Origin of the sequence: Peptoniphilus sp. BV3AC2, assembly GCF_000478945.1 — a bacterium.
GTDB lineage: Bacteria > Bacillota > Clostridia > Tissierellales > Peptoniphilaceae > Peptoniphilus_B > Peptoniphilus_B duerdenii.
In genome coordinates, this window is the sequence record NZ_AWXD01000026.1 from 160,555 (window position 1) to 178,205 (window position 17,651).

The following is a 17,651-nucleotide window of genomic DNA, read 5'->3' on the forward strand; positions in this document are numbered from 1 at the left end:
CCTTCGTTTTATTTAATTATATCTTTTTTAAATTTAAATTGCAATTAGTCAATAACCCTAATTTCAATAGTAGTAGGATGACCATTTAGATCAAACTCTTCTTCTCCAGCTCCATTTACTACAGATTTAGCTAAAGTTTCTTGTCCTATGAAGTCAATGTTTTTATCTATTGCAGATTTTACTTCTTCATCACTAGAATAGATAATTTCAATATTGTCAAGAATGTCTAGATCTTTTGACTTTCTTAGTTGTTGAACCTTTGAAATAAATTCTCTTACTAAACCTTCTTCTATAAGCTCTGGGGTAAGTTCTGTATCTAGAATTACAAATTGATTATTTTCCATTGTAACGTCGAATCCTTCTTTAGAATTTATTTTGATATCTATAAATTCTTCGTTTATTTCTGTGTCTTCCCCGTTTAACTTTAAGATAACTGGTTCTTTCGTTAGTTTGGATACGAAATCTTTTGCATCTACAGTTTGAAGATAGTTTTGGAATTCTTTTATCTTGCTTCCAAGTATTTTTCCTACAACTTTGAAGTTAGGTTTAAGTTCATATTCCATAAATTTAGTTAAATCATTTTCGAATATTACTTCTTTTACGTTTAACTCTTCCTTAATCAAATCTTTTAGTGATCCTATTTCTTCTTTAAGTGAACCGTCTAGAACAACTTCTTTTAATGCTTGACGAATCTTGATTCTCTTTTCTTCTCTTGATGCACGTCCAAGGGTAACTATATGTCTAACCTTTTCCATCTTATCTTCTAGTGCTTTGTTTATCTTAGATTCATCTGCAGTTGGATAGTCTTCTAAGTGTACAGATTCTTTATCAGTTAGGGATTTGAATAGTTCTTCTGAAATAAATGGTGCTATTGGTGCGATAAGTTTTGAAATTCCTAGAAGTACATCGTAGGTAACTTTATATACCGCCATCTTTTCCGCATCCATCTCTGGTTTCCAGAATCTTCTTCTATTTCTTCTGATATACCAATTTGAGAAGTCTTCTATTACAAAGTCTTGGATATCTCTTACAACTTTTGTAAGTTCAAATATTTCCATATCTTCATTTACACTCTTAACTAGAGAGTTGTACTTAGATATAAACCATTTATCGATTAAAGTATAATCCTTTTCATCTACATTCATATCCCTTGGATCTATACCATCGGTATTTGCATATAGGCTAAAGAAATTATATATATTTCTAAGTGATCTAAAGAATTTAGATTCTACTTCTCTTAGACCATCTTCATCAAACTTAGTTGGTGCCCATGGTGGTGATACATAGATTAAGTACCATCTTACAACATCTGCCCCATATTGATTGAATAATTCAAATGGATTTACTGTGTTTCCTTTTGATTTACTCATTTTCTTTCCATATTTATCTAGGATAAGATCATTTACAAGTACGTTCTTGTATGGGCTCTTGCCTGTTACATAGGTAGAAATTGCAAGTAGTGAGTAGAACCACCCACGAGTTTGGTCGATACCTTCACAAATAAAGTCTGCTGGGAATAATTGATCAAAGTCATCCTTATGTTCAAATGGATAGTGCCATTGAGCAAAAGGCATTGCCCCACTGTCAAACCAAACGTCTATTACATCTTTTTCTCTAGTCATTTCTTTGCCACATTTATCGCATTTTAGATGTACATTATCAACGTAAGGTCTGTGAAGTTCCACGCTTTCATCTATATCTTCTATAGCTTCTTTAACTAATTCTTCTTTTGATCCAATAGATCTTACATTTCCACAGGAGCATCTCCAAAGTGGAAGTGGTGTACCCCAATATCTTGAACGAGAGATAGCCCAGTCATTTAAGTTTTCTAGCCAGTTTCCAAATCTTTTTTCACCTACAAAGTCAGGGAACCAATTAACTCCATTGTTATTTTCTATTAATTTATCCTTGAACTTTGTAACTTCGATATACCATGATGGGTGTGCATAGTAGATTAAAGGTGTTCCACATCTCCAGCAGTGAGGATAGTTATGTTCCATAGCTTGCTTCTTAAATAGAAGTCCATTTTCTCTTAGATACTTAATTACATCTTCGTCTGCATCTATTACGAACATACCTTTCCATGGAGTGTCTGTGTATTTTCCTTCTTCGTTTACTGGATTTAAAACCGGTAAATCATATCTTCTCCCTGTTTGATAGTCATCTTCCCCAAAAGCTGGTGCAGTATGAACTATACCTGTACCGTCTTCAATGGTTACATAATCCGCAAGAGTTACAAAGAATGCTTTTTTATCTGCTTTTATGAATGGAAGTAGTTGTTCATATTCAACATATTCCAAATCTTTTCCTGTCATTTTTTCTAGCACTTCAACTTCTTCTGGTTTTTCAAACACTTGAGAAATCAAAGCCTCTGCTAGATAGTATACTTCTCCATTGTATTTAACTTTAACGTAGGTTACAGTTGGGTTTACTGTAAGTGATACGTTAGATGCAAGTGTCCAAGGAGTTGTTGTCCATGCTAGGAAGTATTCATCCTTACCTTTTAGCTTAAATTTTACAGTAGCTGTTTGTGATTTTGTCATTTGGTATCCTTGTGCTACTTCATGGGAGGCAAGTCCAGTTCCACATCTTGGACAGTATGGAAGTATTTTATGTCCTTCATAGATTAGCCCATCTTTAAACATGGAGTCTAAAATATGCCAAACTGATTCAATGTAATTGTCTTCAAGAGTTATATAAGGATTATCAAGATCTACAAGATAAGCCATTCTTTCTGTTAACTCTCTCCACTCTTTTTCATATTCAAATACAGATTCTCTACATTTTTTATTGAAATCTTCGATTCCATATTTTTCTATATCTTGTTTATTGTGAAGATCAAGCTTCTTTTCAACTTCAATTTCTACTGGAAGTCCATGAGTATCCCAACCAGCTTTTCTCTTAACTTGGTAGCCCTTCATGGTTTTGTATCTACAAGTCAAATCTTTTAATGTTCTAGCTAAAACGTGGTGTATTCCTGGTCTACCATTTGCTGTTGGCGGGCCTTCATAAAATACATATTTCTCACAGCCACATCTGGATTCTACAGATTTATGTAATAAATCTATATCATTCCAATATTCGGAAATATGATGTTCTCTTTTGTCTACACTCTCTTTTGAGAGCACTTTAAATTTTTCCATTTATCCTCCTATAAAAAAAACCCCCCGAGAAAAATCTCAAGGGACGAAATTCCGTGGTACCACCCTAATTATAGTTACCTATCACTTTAATAGCTATAAGGTTGCTACCCTGCAGGCATTTCCTCCTACATGCTGACAGGTGATCGAAATAATTAGCGGTACTTCTCACCATCATGTACCTCTCTGTAAATTTTATTATTTACCTTCTGTCAATGGCTCGTTTTTGCAAATTCCGCAAGGGTCGTTTGCTTAAACATATTTATTATTGAGTTTTGAATATACGATAACTTTTGATGGAACTTGCACATTTCTCTTTCTTTTTGTGTGTTATTCTTAGAACAATATGCGTCTCCAGATCTAAGGCACCTATTTATTTGTATAGGTCCATCTATAGCTTCAATAATCTCGTATAAATTTAAATCATACTTATCTCTTACTAGATAGTATCCTCCATATGCTCCTCTTTTAGCATCGGTTATTCCAGCAAGGTTAAGCTTTCTAAGTATTCTAAGTGTAAATCTTTCAGGAATAGCCTGGGTCTCTGAGATTTCAGTAGCTGCTACTACTTCTCCTTTTTTTGACGCTAAATAGGAACAAATTCTAAATGCATAATCAACTTCTTGAGTTATTCTCATTTTTTGTTCTTCACCAATCCATTCTAATATATTATAATTCTTTCGTCAAATTGTTTTGTAAACTTTTTAACTTTATGACGCTACTATTATAATCTAATTCTATCATATTATAGCAAATTAGTACACCTTTTTTTATATCTTCTTTTGCAATTGTTTTTTCTGTAATTAAGCCAATTGGAACTAAATCTTCCGAGCTACTTTTATCTACATCAACAAGTGTTCCAAAAATCATATCAGATCCAATGCCTTCTATCTTTTCTCCCTTTTTTATGTCTCTTTTAGCTACAGCAACTGTTTCTGCAAAAGGCGCTCCTTCTATTGGCGCAATAGAACTTTCTTCTAAAACAACTGCTTTTGCAATAGAAATTGGAGTTTCTATAGATGTCAAATGGTATGGTCTATAAATTGAATAGTTTGGTCCTTCTCCCATTTGTAGAAATTTCATTTCGTAATTCATTATTTCTGAGCATGGTTTAACTATTGCAAACACACCAGGATGAATTCCTTTTACGAAATCCACTGTTCCTGTTTTATTAAATACTCCACCATCTTCTTTTAATTTAAAATTATCAACTAAATCCTTTGGAGATGATTCAATAAAATGACATCCATCTACATCAGGTTTAAATCCTGTCGCATTACAAACAGCATTTAGTTCTATCATGGTGTTTGTGCCATCTACAAAAGATGTGAGCATCCTTGGACTAAGTCCCTTGCTAATAGCTTCATCTCTTAACATTTCGTTCGTTGCATAGTTATTTAATTTATTATTTTTGCCCTTTCCTAAATGAAGTACTTCAAAACCTGAAAACTTTGCAAATTCAAAAAGCTCTATTATAGATCCAGGTTCATCTCCATAGCTTCCGGAATATACCACATTATTATCTTTTGCAATCTTATTTAAAATTGGACCGACAGTCGCATCCATTTCAACGTTTAAACTTACCACATGAACCTTGTTGTTAAGTGCCTTTACAGTAATATCACATCCTAGTTCAACAGAACCTGTCGCATCGCAAACACAGTCCGCAAATATTCTCATAGTGGAAAGTTCTATATTGGTAGTTGCCACCAAAAGATTTCTTTCATATGCAGAGATAGCTTCAACAATATCATCAGTAAATACATAGTCGTTTTCACTTATATTTAAGCTTTCAAGTTTTTTTATAATTCTATTTTTATCTCTAGCTGCTACTATAGTTGGTCTAAATCCTTCTAATCCCAGTAGCTGATCTAGTAGAGAACCACCCATTAGTCCAAGTCCCACTATTGAGACTCTAATGGTTCCGAATTCTTTCATTTTTTTATTTAAATAAAACATTTTTCCTCCATCAAATAGAAGATGCGGCGACATATGCGCTACTCCATGCCCATTGAAGATTATAACCTCCACAGTCACCATCGATATTTAAAATTTCACCTACTATAAATAGACCCTTTACAATTTTAGATTCTAAATTGTCATTTATATCTTCTGTGGATATTCCACCCACTGTTACTTGAGAGTTTTTATAACCGTTATTTCCAGTAATTTCAAATTCGCTCTCAGTTAAAATTTTTAAAAGTTCATAGGATTTATTTGAATCTAGATCCATTACCTTCATGTTTCTATCTAAGTCCAAATTTTTAAGTACATAATGAATAAATTTCTTATTAAGTATCCCAATTAAAAATCTTTCTAAGGTCATATCCTTTGAACTAATAGTCCTATAAAAGTATTCTAAAAATTTATTTTTATCCTCTTCTGTCATTAGGTCATTTACAATGCTAAATCTAAGTTTATAATCCCCTTCTGAAACATATCTTGATAGATCTAAAATCGGAGGTCCACTTATACCATAGTCAGTAAAAAGTATATCTCCAGATCTTTCTTTTATAACTTTTCCATCTTTTAGAAGATAACAAATTCCTTCTACTTTAGTTCCAGAAAGATGTTTCAAAAAATTTGACTTAAGTTTTAGTTGCACAAGGGCTGGCTTAGTTTCGATTTTTCTATGACCTAAATCTGTGAGAAGCTTGTATCCATTGCCATCTGAGCCTGAGCTAGCCATACTCATACCGCCTAAGGCTACTACTATTTTGTCAAAAATATATGATTCTTCTTTGGTGTATATGTGAAATTTATCATTTTTCATTTCAATTTTATTTATATATTTTTCGGTTTTGACTTCTACTTGTCTATTATCAAGCTCTTCTAAAAAAACATTTAACACGCTTGCTGCAGTTAAGCTTCTAGGATAGATCTTTCCACTTTCTTTAGTTGTTGTTAAAATTCCAAGATCTTCAAAGTATTTAATGACATCTTTATTGTCAAATTTTTTATAAATTTTATATGCGAAGTCAGAATCTCCATGGAAATTTTTCTTTTCAACAGATATATTGGTAAGATTACATCTTCCGTTTCCAGTTGCCAGCAATTTTTTACCAATACGATCATTTCTTTCGAAAATGGTCACTTCATGTTTTTGAGAAGCTACTAGTGCAGAAAATATTCCTGCAGGGCCTCCACCGATTATTGCAACCTTCATAATATCACCTATTATATTATACAGAACTTTTGTGAAAATATATAGAAATTGTGCAAACTTAGAGCGATTATTGTATAATCTTTTCTAGGAGGTATTTATGGATATCACAAAAAGATTTTTAAACTATGTTAAATTTGATACTAAGTCGGATGCAAAATCTGAAACTGTTCCTTCAACAGAAGGTCAAATGATTTTTGCAAAATATTTGGAAAAAGAGCTTAAGGACATGGGTATTAAAACAAATTTGGACGATAAAGGCTACCTATTTGGATATATTCCTTCAAATGTAGATTACCCATTACCTAAGATTGGATTCTTGGCTCATTTAGATACTGCTCCAGACTTCTCTGGTAAAAATGTAAATCCACAAATAATTGAATATAAAGGCGGAGATATAAAATTATTAGACGGATCTGTTATGAGTGAAGAAGAGTTCCCAGGACTTAATGATGTGGTTGGAGAAGAAATCATCGTAACTGATGGCACTACCCTTCTTGGAGCCGATGATAAATCAGGTATAGCAATTATAATGGATGCAATAGAAAAAATAGTTAATGATAGCAGCATAAAACACGGTGAAATAAGAGTCGGTTTTACTCCTGATGAAGAAATAGGAAGAGGACCTCACCACTTCAATGTTGAAAAATTCGACTGCGACTTTGCTTTTACAGTTGATGGAGGAAGAATCGGTGAACTTCAATATGAAAACTTCAACGCAGCTAGTTGCTTCATAGAAATTGAAGGTAAAAGTGTCCATCCAGGTTCAGCAAAAAATATAATGATTAATGCACTTGATATTGCAACTGAACTAAATGAATCCCTTCCATGCCAAATGAGACCACAGTTTACAGAAAACTACGAAGGCTTCTTCATGTTATCTTCTATGAATGGTGGTGTAAGCCATGCAAGTATGGAATATATCATTAGAGATCACTCAATGGATAAGTTCAACGAAAAGAAAAATATTATTAAAGCTCTTGTTGATTTCCTAGAAACAAAACACGGCGTAAAAATTGATATAAAATTTGAAGATTCTTACTTCAACATGAAAGAAAAGCTTCTACCTCATATGGATAAAATTATGCTTGCTAAAAAAAGTATGGAAGAAGTTGGTATAAAACCAATAATAGAACCTATACGTGGAGGATCTGACGGATCTCAACTATCCTACATGGGTCTACCTTGTCCAAACTTTTTCGCTGGAGGATATAATTTCCACGGTAAGTATGAATTTATTCCAATCTCTTCTATGGTTAAAGGAAGCGAACTAGTTGTTAAAATAATTGAAAATTTAGCGGAGGAAAATAAATAATGAATTTAAAACCTGAATTAGTATTTAAATACTTTAAAGAAATATCTAATATTCCAAGACCATCTGGTCACGAAGAAAAGATGACTGAATACCTTAAAAATTTTGGAGAAAGTAGAAATTTAGAAACCATTGTAGATGAAGTCGGAAATGTACTTATAAGAGTGCCTGCAACTAAAGGCTATGAAAATTCTAAAACAGTAATCATACAAGGTCATACAGATATGGTTCCTGAAAAATCTGATGATTCAAACCATGATTTCTTAAATGATCCAATTGAATTAATAGTTGATGGAAATATTCTCCATGCAAATAATACAACCCTTGGTGCTGATGATGGAATAGGCGTTGCATTTGGGCTTGCTTTAATTGACGATAAAGATGCTGAACATGGACCTCTTGAATGTCTATTTACTATATCTGAAGAAACAACTATGAAAGGTGCTCTAAACCTTTCAGATAAGCTTCTCACTGGTTCATATCTACTGAATATTGACTCTGAAGATGAAGGTGTCATGACCGTTGGATCTGCAGGCGGAGTTAACTATATAGGTAAATTTAATTACGAACCTGTTGCAGTGTCTAAAGATTATAAAGTATATGAAATTAACTTTTCAGGATTCTTAGGTGGTCACTCAGGTATGATGATCGACAAGAATAAAGGAAATATGATTGTAGTAATGGCAGATTTGATTTCTAAATTAAAAGATGCTATGATTGTTGATTTTGACTGTGGAACTAAACAAAATGCAATTCCTAGAATGGGTGATTTAATAATAGCAACTAAAGAAAGTCTAGACGACAAGATCGAATCCATTATGGATAAGTATAAAGATATCGATGGAGAATTGGAAATAACCTATAATGAAACTTCTGCAAATCAAGCAATGAGTACAATAGATTCAGCAGTGTTCTCAAAATATCTATTAGCTCTTCCTACTGGAGAAAACTCTTATATGGACAGCGAAAAAACTATTCTTGAATCATCTTCAAACTTAGCAATAGTTAAAAATATGGATAATTATTATGAAATAACGGTATCTGTAAGATCTGCAAAAAAAGAAAGAAAAGAAGAATTGGAAAATAAATTAGATTTAGCTTCCAAAACTCATAATGTGGAATATAAATATTCTGAAGGATATCCTACTTGGGTTTATCGCGAAGAATCAGAACTAAGAAATCACGCAATGGACCTTTATAAAAAACTTTATAATAAGGAAATGAAGGCTGAAATTATCCACGGCGGATTGGAATGTGGAGTATTCTACGAAAAATATAGAGACTTAGATATGATTTCTATAGGACCTAATATTTCAGGAGCACACACTCCAAAAGAATCTCTAGAAATAGATTCCACAGAAAGAGTATATGAATTTGTAAAAGAACTTTTAAAATCACTAAAATAAATTAAAATTTAATAATACAAAAAATAGAAATACGGCTTGTAATACAAACCGTATTTTTGTTTATGCTTTAAATTTTCTTTTAAAATGTCTTACTATTAAAAATAATCCAAATACTAAACCAATATATCCATTTACAACATACACTACATTTACAAGTTTGTTAAAATGAATGGTAAGTCCTATGATAGCTCCAATTATTCCTAAACAAATAGTGAGCATCTTATATCTCTTAGTTCCATCTTCAGAAAATCTCGCAACTACATTCCAAAGTAGCGGAACCGCAGAAGTATATATTCCAAAGAAGATTACCACTGAAAATATATGAGCAAGGGTCGGACTTATATCATTTGCTAACATAAGCATTGGTATTTGTGATGAATAGACTTTGCTAATAGAAATATAAATTGCCGTGCTTACTAGAAGTGAAGCCAGTGAGAATCCAAAAGATCCCGTAAAAATAGAAAGTCTTCCTTCTTTTTTACTATTTAGTTCTTTTCCAATAGTAGATAAAAATCCTGCAAGCCATATAAGATTAAAGCCAACGTATGAACCTGCTGCAAGGATTGGATTCGTTGAAGCAACATGTAGATCACCAGAATTTAATGCCATCTCCAAATCACCTGCAGCGTTTGGAATATTTTTAAAATTCAATATAAGTGAAACTGTCCCTACCCCTATTGCTAAAATAACTATAACCGGTCCTATTGATCCAATTATATCTACAATTTTATCCAAACCAAAATATACAGTTGCCATTACAAATATTGCAAGAATTACTCCGCCCACATATTCTGGAGCATTGTATTGTTCCATAGCTGTGGCTTGTGCACCAGCAATCATAACTGTATATGATAAAAATAGAAAGAATACCGAAAAGTAATCATAAAATTTTCCTATATATTTACCACTTACTTCTGTATATATGTCATTAGGATTTTCAAAATGTTTTTCATAACCTGTAGTTATAAGTTCTGTTCCAACTATGTAAAATAAGGCGAAAACTAATACTAAACTAAGTGCACCTAACTTCCCATAGGATGAAAAATATTGCATCAGCTCTTGACCGGTAGCAAATCCAGATCCTATAATAAGCGCAATAAACGCTCCTCCAAAAGATATAACTCTTTTAAAACTTACTTTTTCCTTCAAAAAAATATTCTCCTCTCAATAAAAAAGAGATGTTATCATCTCTCATTTTAATTATAATTTAACCAAATAAATTTATTTAATTTAATTTATAGTAAGAATTCTAATTAAAAATTCCGAACAGATAATATTTTAACATTATTTTATTACTAAGTCTAGTAAAATAATAACTGTAATCATTTAAAATGTTTTAAATATACTCTTCGTTAAAATTTTCCTATGAAAAAGAAATAAGATAGAGCTGTTGAACAAAAAAAAGCCCTATTAATGAGCTTCTTTTAAGATTCTAAAAGATTTTTTAAGTAATTTCTATTCAAAATATACATTTTCCTACCTTCTAGCCTTATTATATTTTCTGATTCGAGCTTTTTTATCTCTTGATTAAGTACAGATCTATTTACGCAAAGCATCCTTGCAAATACATCCTGAGTTCCTGGAAGAACAAATATATCACTGTCTGGTGATGATTCAATAATCCATTCCGCGAGTCTCTGAGATACTTTGGCTCTTCTAACGGTTCTGATTACTTTTTTATTGTAGCAAGTGTACTTTGACACAAACCTGAGTACATTATCCATAAATTTTATATCCTCGGATATACATTCCATAAGAGGTTCTACTGGTATGTGGTATACTACCGCATTCTTGTGGCAATAAATATTGTAAGGATAGTATCTTTCTCCTCCATAGATTAGGTATAGCGGAAAGGCATCATTTTCAAAATAATATGAAGACACTATTTCGTTTCCTTCTAAATTATATTCGTTTGTTTTTAAGGAACCCTTTAAAATCACATGGATATAATCAATCTTATCACCCATTACATTAATAAGCTCTCCAGACTTATATTCTTTTTTTATTATTGGCATTCGGTTTATCTTTTCTATAGACCTTTCATCTATTTCTTGAAAAAGATAAAAATCTTTTAATTTTTCATAAAACATAATTCGCCTTCTATTTAATTTTTCTTTTAATATATCTTACTATTAATAGAATTGCAAATATTAATCCGATGTATTCGTTTAAAAAATTTCTATAAAAAAAGGAGATAGTTTCATCTCCCTTTTAAATTATTTTATTGCTTTTTAAATATCGTTGGTGAAGCTACATCTGTAGATAATGCTCTTATAGCACGTTCTACAAGCTCATCTCTTAGATGATCTTCCTTAGATCCTAATGCTGGATCTCCAACAGGATAAGGTATAGCTACTGTCGGTACAATTCTATTAGCTCCAACAGATTCTGAAATTGTTGTGATAGTTGCCATATGAACTATCGGAATACCGTATTTTTCTATTTCTTTTACCATTGTTGCACCGCAACGTGTACAGGTGCCTCAGGTCGATGTCATAATAACACCATCTACTCCAGCATCATAAAGTTCTTTTCCAATTTCTTGTCCAAATCTTTCTGAGTTTGCTACGGAAGTTCCAGTTCCTGTGGTTGAGTAGAAATATTTATAAACTCCACCGATCTTACCTTCTTTTTTAAGTCTAGTAAGTTCATCTAGTGGCGCTATTCTATCCGCCTTCGCATTACAGTATACCGGGTCAAATCCACCGTGAATTGTAACAAATTTTCCTTTTAATTCGTCCAAATCTGAAATGTCGTACTTAACCCATTTTTGAGCTGATGCTGATTGAAGTCTGTCTGGGTTTCCTTCTGGAACGATTCCACCTGTAGTTACCAAAGCTATAACCGCTTCCTTCATATTTGTAATTGGAGGAGCTGGTTCAACTTTGTCAAACTTAGGCATTGGTAGTTCAGTTTCATACTCTTCGTTTTTCAAACGCTTAAGCATCATATCAACTGCACGTCTAGCCCCAATTTTTTCACTAAATACGGTAAGTCTTCTTCCTTGATGGAAGTATCCGTCTACATCAGGTGATACTTCTTCTCCTTTTAAAAGTTTTTCAGCAATTGGAACCATATTTTTTATGGCTTTTCTCATTGTTGCTGCTGAGTCCCCAGTTGGAACTATATATGAATGAAGTCTGCATTGTTCAACTGCAGGGTTTTCTTCATACATTCCTGTAAGAACAGTTGTCTTATCCTTTAATGTATTTGCAACTCCCGCACACGCCATTCCATATCTTCCGGCGTTAAATGCAGGTCCTGCTACTACTAGATCAGGTTTTAATTCATCGTATGTTTTCATAATGAACTCTTTAGCTATGATTTCATTTTCATTGAAGAAATTGTCTCCACAGATAATTGTGTGGGTAACTTCTCCAGATTCTAATCTCTTATTAAATTCTACCGCTGGGCCTACTGGACCCTCTACAACCTGTGGTTTGAAATCAGCTTTATCTTCTCCACCTATTTGACCAAAGAATTGGTTTAGATAGTAAATTACTTTTTTCATAAACCCTCCTATGATAATTTCACTGTAAGGTTGTGTGTTCCTATTTCAGAAGTAGAAGCTATAATTGCGTTTAACTCACAAGTTATATTTCCTTCTTCATCTAGTGAACCGTCCCAACCACCAGATAAGTTTGCAATAGCTCTGTCATCTCCAAGAACTTTTGATGCTTTTGGAAGATGTACTAAATGTGAAACGTTACCTGTACTTATAACTGCTTTTGCTTCGTCCTTAGTATCTGCAAGTGGTTGAGAATCTCCACCCCATCCAGAACACTCATCAGTAATAAGAACAGATTTGATTCCTGCTTTTTCTAATCCTTCAGCAATCATTACTAAGTCTGAATCAGGGTTACCATATCCTTCTTCAGAAACTATTACTGCATCTGCTGCAAGTTGTTTACAAAGCTTAACTGTATAATCACAAGTTCTAAGTTTACCATCAAGTATAGTAAGTTCTGGAACTAGTACAAGACCTAGAAAGTTAATCGTCTTTCCATGTTCTTTTAATAGTTCTAAAATAACGGCGTTGTTTTGATGTTGATAAGTAGTTATCTTATCACAAGCTGCAACACAGTTGCCTGATATTACTGCTCCGTCTAATTCCTCAAGTGGATTTAATAGTGTAGGCAAAATCTGTTTTGCATCTACTCCATAGATATATCCATCATGAAGAAGTCCTTGAGCTATAAGCATCTCAGCGTATACTACTCTTGGCAAATCTTTTAATTTTTCTGAACTGGTTACAAAATCTTCTATTTCAAATACTTCACTATTATCTGGTTCAATATCTTTAAGTGCCTCTCCTAGGTACTCACTTGAAGCAAGTCCTGCGAGTCTAGCAGTTCTCTCATGTTCATGTGGTTCTAAATCATCAACAGGTGTAATATTTACAACTACGTTAAGTGTCTTAGAAAATGGAGTCCATTTAGCTCCTTCTCCCCACATATCGATAATTCCTTCTTGGAAACCTACGATATCTCCTGTAGTTACAACTGCTACATTCTTCATAGCTTTTGTAACTCCGTTACCAAGTTGTTCAATTTCTCCTGTAACTCCTGGGAATTTATTGGTTCTTCCAACTCTAAATCTAGGTTCAATTACGTCTTTAACTGGAATTATTCTTATTTCTTCTCCAGGTCTAGCAAGATCGATTTCAACACTCTTTACAGTTTTATCTTTCAAGATAGTAGCTTTCATCTCTTCTTTATTTATAAAAAGAGTTCCATCCACGATCTTGGTTTCATCTGCAAAATCAATGTTTGAAATCAGAACATTCTGAAGTTCTAACTTCATATTTCTACCTCCTTTAATAATTGTGAAACTAATTTTTTCTCTTTATGTAATTCATCAAATGAACTATAAAGCAAATTCTTATCAATGATCTTATAATCTTCTGTGTTTTTATAATCAGGCTTTCTAATGCCCATGGTATTTGTATATGAGATTATTGAACTTTCTACTATTTCAAGAGTCTTATTATATAATTCTTGATCAGAATAATTATCCACCATAATGACTGATCTCACTGGAGATAAAATCATTCTAATTGATGCTGGTAATGGATGACTAATTGCCAAGTAACCTTTGTGCATATAGTCTCTTACTGATTTTAGAACGTCTATAAAGTCTCCCTCTATGTAAATAGTATCTTCTCTATCCTTAAAAATACTATTATTTGTAATTACAATATATCTGTCTTTCAAAGCTATCAAATCCTTTTCCTAAATTACATCTTTATTATAACACTTTATATTTTTAAAGCATGTTATAGCTCTAACATTTAATAGTTATCCTATAAATTTTTATAAGTTTTATTGTTTCTTAAATATTTAAATTTATTCTATATTAATTTTGAAATCATTTGCATATTCATCATTTATAAATTTTAATAAAAAAACTCCCTACATAGGAATCCTATATAGGGAGTAAAAATTATTTACATATCTTTTTTTATTAATTCTTTTGTGTCTAGATTATACTCAAACTCAATATCTTGACCTTTTGAATTTTCTAATTCAATATCTAATTTATTGAAGTTACCAGTTTTTTCAAAATCAATACTGTAAGAATCTAAGTGATATTCAGACCCTGCTTCGCTTAGAGACTTATCGATAAGTGGTTGAATTTCACTGATGAAGTCTAAGTTTATAGCAGTTTTATCAGCAGTGTTATCAAGTTCTTTGTTATCTTTTAAAATAGTTCCATCTGTTGCATCGATTTCAAATTCATATTCTGAATCATCATCAAACCCATTTATTTCATAACAATAGGTCATATTTTCCTTACCAAAGCTAAATTCATCTATCTTTACACCTGGATACTTATCGTTAAATTTCTTAACCGCCTCTTCTGGTGAAACTGTGATAGTTGCATCTGCCTTGTTATCTTTAGATTCTGATAAATCATCTTTATTAGATTCATCTGTCTTAGAATTTTCTTTCTCGTTATTGTTTTGTTCTGTTGCTACATTGCCATTCTTCTTGTCTTCTGTCTTTGCGTTTTGTCCGCTTTGGCATCCTGTTAGTAAAAATACAAATGCCAACGCCAAAATTAATTTTCTCATAAAATCATCCTTTCTTTTTTGCTTACCAAATATATATACCCAACTTCTATAAATATAAAAGTTGGGTATTAAATCTAATTAGTTATCACTTCTAGAGAAAGAATTCTTCATATGGTTTGATGCAATATATAAAACTTTGTCGAGAAGTTTATTTGTTTCTTCTTCTGTGAAGTCAGCTAGTTCTTGATTTGCTTTTTCAAGAGCAGCGTGCAATTTTTCACCAGTAAGTTTGTTTTCTTCTACATAAGCATCTGTTTTAATTATAATTTCATGAGATTTAGACATGATCTTTTGGTCATATCTTTCAATTTCTACTATGGATTCATGATAATGCGCATCTGCAAGAGCAGCTATAATTCTATTTGTCCAATAGAAATTCTTTGTATTTGCGATTTTAGAATCGTCAGCAAAGTATTCTGGGGTCTTAGTAACATTTGCGTATTGAGCAACAGCAGAGTTAAATGCATTTGAACCAAGTGCATGCCATTCTACTACCTTATGTCCATCTTCTTTATATGGTCTTATTTGAGTAAATACTGTAATGTTATTTCTATTAATTCCGATAGGTCTGTACTTGCCCTTCTTTTCATCTTTACCATAAGGATTGAATTCTGTTCCTTGGTAATAATATGAAAGCACATACTTCATATCTTCTACAGTAATCTTTCTTTCTGGAACCATAGCCCATGGAAGATCTAAGTCTTCAGGTCTGTAATCGGCGTCTTCCCCGTCCCAAATAAATGAAGTTGGATTGAAATGTCTAAGCATTGCCCAAGCTCTTGGAGTGTTGTAGATTCTATCTGAATCATCTATTGAGCCATAAGCAAGTCTTGGATTGAAATCTCCATCTAGATTTAAATCTAAATGATTCTTTTCAGTAAATTCTCTTAAATCTTCGCAGCACATAAATGTTTCTTTCTTTCCATATGCGTCTTCGAAGTCAAAGTTATCGATGCCAAGTTGATTAGGCATAACTACATATGCATCGTCAGGAACTCTTCTTGCCATCCAATGATGTCCACCGATAGTTTCAAGCCACCAGATTTCATTTTCATCTTGGAATGCTATACCATTTGATTCATAAGTACCATGTTCTTCAAGAAGTTTACCAAGTCTTAAAACACCTTCTCTAGCTGAAGAAATGTAAGGTAGAACTACAGTTACAAAATCTTCTTCACCAAGACCGCCTTCCTTCTTGTCTTTTGTATTTACAAGAAGAGGATCTGCACCAAGGACTCTTGGATTAGTAGTTATAGTTTCTGTCGCTGTCATGGAAACATTTTTAGAATTGGTTCCATTGCATCCCCAGATACCTTCAAAAGGATCTGCATTCGGATGAGCAGTATATCTAAGTGGGTTTTCAGGTAGATCAAATTCACATTCTGAAATCACTGATTTATATCTCTTTGGTTGATCTTTAGGTTCAACTACAATGAATCTCTTGGCACAGTAAGAACCTGAACCAGAGTCTTCGCTTCTAGTAACTATTGTTGAATTATCATAGGAAGCATTTTTTCCTACAAGTAATGTTGTACAAGCCATAATTATCTCCTTTTATAAAATATTTTCTTCTTTAATTTTACTACTAAAAATGATAATTGTAAAATCATATAGATAATGATTATTAAAATTATTTTACATATTAAAAAATAAGGTGAGTTCCAATTAACCCACCTTTAATCTTTAATTTTACTTAGTTATGCTTACTGTCTTAGTAGCTCCATCCCAATCAACTTTTGCTCCAAGAATTTCTGAGATTGCTCTTAATGGAACGAAAGTTCTAGAATTTTTAATTACTGCTGGAGAATCGATGGTGATCTTCTTACCATTTGCATCGATTTCTTTAGAACCGATTGCTAAAACAGCCTTGTTATCTCCAATGATTACAGATTTAGTTTCCGCATTCCAATCTACTTTCTCTCCCAACGCTTCAGATATAAATCTAAGAGGAACCATAGTTCTTCCATTTTCAATGTAAGCAGGAGTTTCAGGTTTTATTTCTTTGCCAGAAACCATGATTTTAATTTCTGATGATGCATTAGCTTTATTATCAGATTTTGAATCTTTAATTTCTGTAGCTTTTGCGTTTGCCCAATCGAATACTAAGTAAACTTTTTGTTCTCCTGATCCAGGTCCACCTCCAGCTATGGCATCCATAGCATCAATCCAAACAGCAGCTACAATTTTATTTTCTTTTGGGGTAGTTCTTACAAATTCATGAACTTTGTTGTATTCTCCTGAAATAGTAGTTTGTTTAGTTTCTACTCTAGGAGAGTCCTTATCGCCTTCATAAATAAATAGATTTGTTAGTTCACCTTCCATATTCATAAAATTCATTTTTTTCAAATAGACTTTATAAACTGTCTTTCCATTTTTTTCTTCAACATCAGCCACTTGTTTCAAAGCTGAATTGCCCATTGATTCTTTTCCATCTTCACCATATTTTTCAAGTTTAACAGGCACTTCATACTTAGTTGCTGCAAAACTAAATGTTGGGATTAAAACCAAAGCTAAAATTATTGATAAAAATATTTTTTTCATTTTACACCTCTTTGAT

The 17,651-nt window shown here is 32.6% G+C and carries 14 protein-coding genes; 2 read left to right on the top strand and 12 right to left on the bottom strand.

Annotated features, from left to right (window positions below; genetic code table 11):
• Positions 1-44: 44 nt before the first annotated feature.
• From ileS to HMPREF1252_RS06470, 4 genes are all read right to left on the bottom strand, one after another.
• Positions 45-3,143: an isoleucine--tRNA ligase gene (gene ileS, locus HMPREF1252_RS06455; RefSeq protein WP_023059761.1), complete on the bottom strand. Its 3,099-nt coding sequence runs from the start codon at positions 3,141-3,143 to the stop codon at positions 45-47.
• A 209-nt stretch (positions 3,144-3,352) separates the two neighbouring features.
• On the bottom strand, positions 3,353-3,778 hold the full coding sequence (locus tag HMPREF1252_RS06460) for an Rrf2 family transcriptional regulator (protein ID WP_036746986.1): 426 nt from the start codon (positions 3,776-3,778) through the stop codon (positions 3,353-3,355).
• A 31-nt stretch (positions 3,779-3,809) separates the two neighbouring features.
• Positions 3,810-5,099: an NAD(P)H-dependent oxidoreductase gene (locus HMPREF1252_RS06465; protein ID WP_023059843.1), complete on the bottom strand. Its 1,290-nt coding sequence runs from the start codon at positions 5,097-5,099 to the stop codon at positions 3,810-3,812.
• Between the two features lie 10 nt (positions 5,100-5,109).
• Complete coding sequence (locus tag HMPREF1252_RS06470; RefSeq protein ID WP_023059816.1) at positions 5,110-6,306, bottom strand: NAD(P)/FAD-dependent oxidoreductase; 1,197 nt, start codon at positions 6,304-6,306, stop codon at positions 5,110-5,112.
• Between the two features lie 97 nt (positions 6,307-6,403).
• Between HMPREF1252_RS06470 and pepT the strand changes: the two genes are divergently transcribed.
• Both pepT and HMPREF1252_RS06480 read left to right on the top strand, forming a co-directional pair.
• Positions 6,404-7,618, top strand: a complete 1,215-nt coding sequence (gene pepT, locus HMPREF1252_RS06475; RefSeq protein ID WP_023059844.1) for a peptidase T — start codon at positions 6,404-6,406, stop codon at positions 7,616-7,618.
• Positions 7,618-9,021 carry an aminoacyl-histidine dipeptidase gene (locus tag HMPREF1252_RS06480; RefSeq protein ID WP_023059863.1) on the top strand — a complete coding sequence of 468 codons (1,404 nt, stop codon included), beginning with the start codon at positions 7,618-7,620 and terminating at the stop codon, positions 9,019-9,021. The genes pepT and HMPREF1252_RS06480 overlap by 1 nt, the downstream gene beginning before the upstream one ends.
• Before the next feature lie 60 nt (positions 9,022-9,081).
• On the opposite strand, the gene HMPREF1252_RS06485 is transcribed toward HMPREF1252_RS06480, so the two are convergent.
• The 8 genes from HMPREF1252_RS06485 to HMPREF1252_RS06525 all read right to left on the bottom strand — a co-directional run bounded on the left by HMPREF1252_RS06485 (position 9,082) and on the right by HMPREF1252_RS06525 (position 17,635).
• Positions 9,082-10,170, bottom strand: coding sequence for a membrane protein (locus HMPREF1252_RS06485; protein WP_023059915.1), 1,089 nt, complete (start codon positions 10,168-10,170; stop codon positions 9,082-9,084).
• A gap of 275 nt (positions 10,171-10,445) precedes the next feature.
• On the bottom strand, positions 10,446-11,111 hold the full coding sequence (locus HMPREF1252_RS06490) for a Crp/Fnr family transcriptional regulator (protein WP_023059833.1): 666 nt from the start codon (positions 11,109-11,111) through the stop codon (positions 10,446-10,448).
• A 131-nt stretch (positions 11,112-11,242) separates the two neighbouring features.
• Positions 11,243-12,532 (bottom strand): glycine/betaine/sarcosine/D-proline family reductase selenoprotein B, encoded by a 1,290-nt coding sequence (locus HMPREF1252_RS06500; protein ID WP_023059836.1) that lies wholly within the window; start codon positions 12,530-12,532, stop codon positions 11,243-11,245.
• A gap of 8 nt (positions 12,533-12,540) precedes the next feature.
• The gene (locus HMPREF1252_RS06505) at positions 12,541-13,824 is read right to left on the bottom strand and encodes a glycine/sarcosine/betaine reductase component B subunit (RefSeq protein ID WP_023059889.1); all 1,284 of its coding nucleotides are present in this window, start codon (positions 13,822-13,824) and stop codon (positions 12,541-12,543) included.
• Complete coding sequence (locus HMPREF1252_RS06510) at positions 13,821-14,243, bottom strand: GrdX family protein (RefSeq protein WP_023059799.1); 423 nt, start codon at positions 14,241-14,243, stop codon at positions 13,821-13,823. Before HMPREF1252_RS06510 ends, HMPREF1252_RS06505 begins: the two co-directional genes overlap by 4 nt.
• 224 nt (positions 14,244-14,467) lie before the next feature.
• A complete protein-coding gene (locus HMPREF1252_RS09330) occupies positions 14,468-15,094 on the bottom strand; it encodes a PepSY domain-containing protein (RefSeq protein WP_023059827.1) in 627 nt (208 codons plus the stop codon).
• Between the two features lie 78 nt (positions 15,095-15,172).
• Positions 15,173-16,636 (bottom strand): C69 family dipeptidase, encoded by a 1,464-nt coding sequence (locus tag HMPREF1252_RS06520; RefSeq protein ID WP_023059847.1) that lies wholly within the window; start codon positions 16,634-16,636, stop codon positions 15,173-15,175.
• A gap of 147 nt (positions 16,637-16,783) precedes the next feature.
• A complete protein-coding gene (locus HMPREF1252_RS06525; RefSeq protein ID WP_023059765.1) occupies positions 16,784-17,635 on the bottom strand; it encodes a stalk domain-containing protein in 852 nt (283 codons plus the stop codon).
• Positions 17,636-17,651: the final 16 nt, after the last annotated feature.

What these genes read in the sequence shown, in the direction of transcription:
- ileS (WP_023059761.1), bottom strand. Translation starts at nt 3,143, where the DNA reads ATGGAAAAATTTAAAGTGCTCTCAAAAGAGAGTGTAGACAAAAGAGAA.
- HMPREF1252_RS06505 (WP_023059889.1), bottom strand. Translation starts at nt 13,824, where the DNA reads ATGAAGTTAGAACTTCAGAATGTTCTGATTTCAAACATTGATTTTGCA.
- HMPREF1252_RS09330 (WP_023059827.1), bottom strand. Translation starts at nt 15,094, where the DNA reads ATGAGAAAATTAATTTTGGCGTTGGCATTTGTATTTTTACTAACAGGA.
- HMPREF1252_RS06490 (WP_023059833.1), bottom strand. Translation starts at nt 11,111, where the DNA reads ATGTTTTATGAAAAATTAAAAGATTTTTATCTTTTTCAAGAAATAGAT.
- HMPREF1252_RS06525 (WP_023059765.1), bottom strand. Translation starts at nt 17,635, where the DNA reads ATGAAAAAAATATTTTTATCAATAATTTTAGCTTTGGTTTTAATCCCA.
- HMPREF1252_RS06470 (WP_023059816.1), bottom strand. Translation starts at nt 6,306, where the DNA reads ATGAAGGTTGCAATAATCGGTGGAGGCCCTGCAGGAATATTTTCTGCA.
- pepT (WP_023059844.1), top strand. Translation starts at nt 6,404, where the DNA reads ATGGATATCACAAAAAGATTTTTAAACTATGTTAAATTTGATACTAAG.
- HMPREF1252_RS06465 (WP_023059843.1), bottom strand. Translation starts at nt 5,099, where the DNA reads ATGTTTTATTTAAATAAAAAAATGAAAGAATTCGGAACCATTAGAGTC.
- HMPREF1252_RS06480 (WP_023059863.1), top strand. Translation starts at nt 7,618, where the DNA reads ATGAATTTAAAACCTGAATTAGTATTTAAATACTTTAAAGAAATATCT.
- HMPREF1252_RS06460 (WP_036746986.1), bottom strand. Translation starts at nt 3,778, where the DNA reads ATGAGAATAACTCAAGAAGTTGATTATGCATTTAGAATTTGTTCCTAT.
- HMPREF1252_RS06520 (WP_023059847.1), bottom strand. Translation starts at nt 16,636, where the DNA reads ATGGCTTGTACAACATTACTTGTAGGAAAAAATGCTTCCTATGATAAT.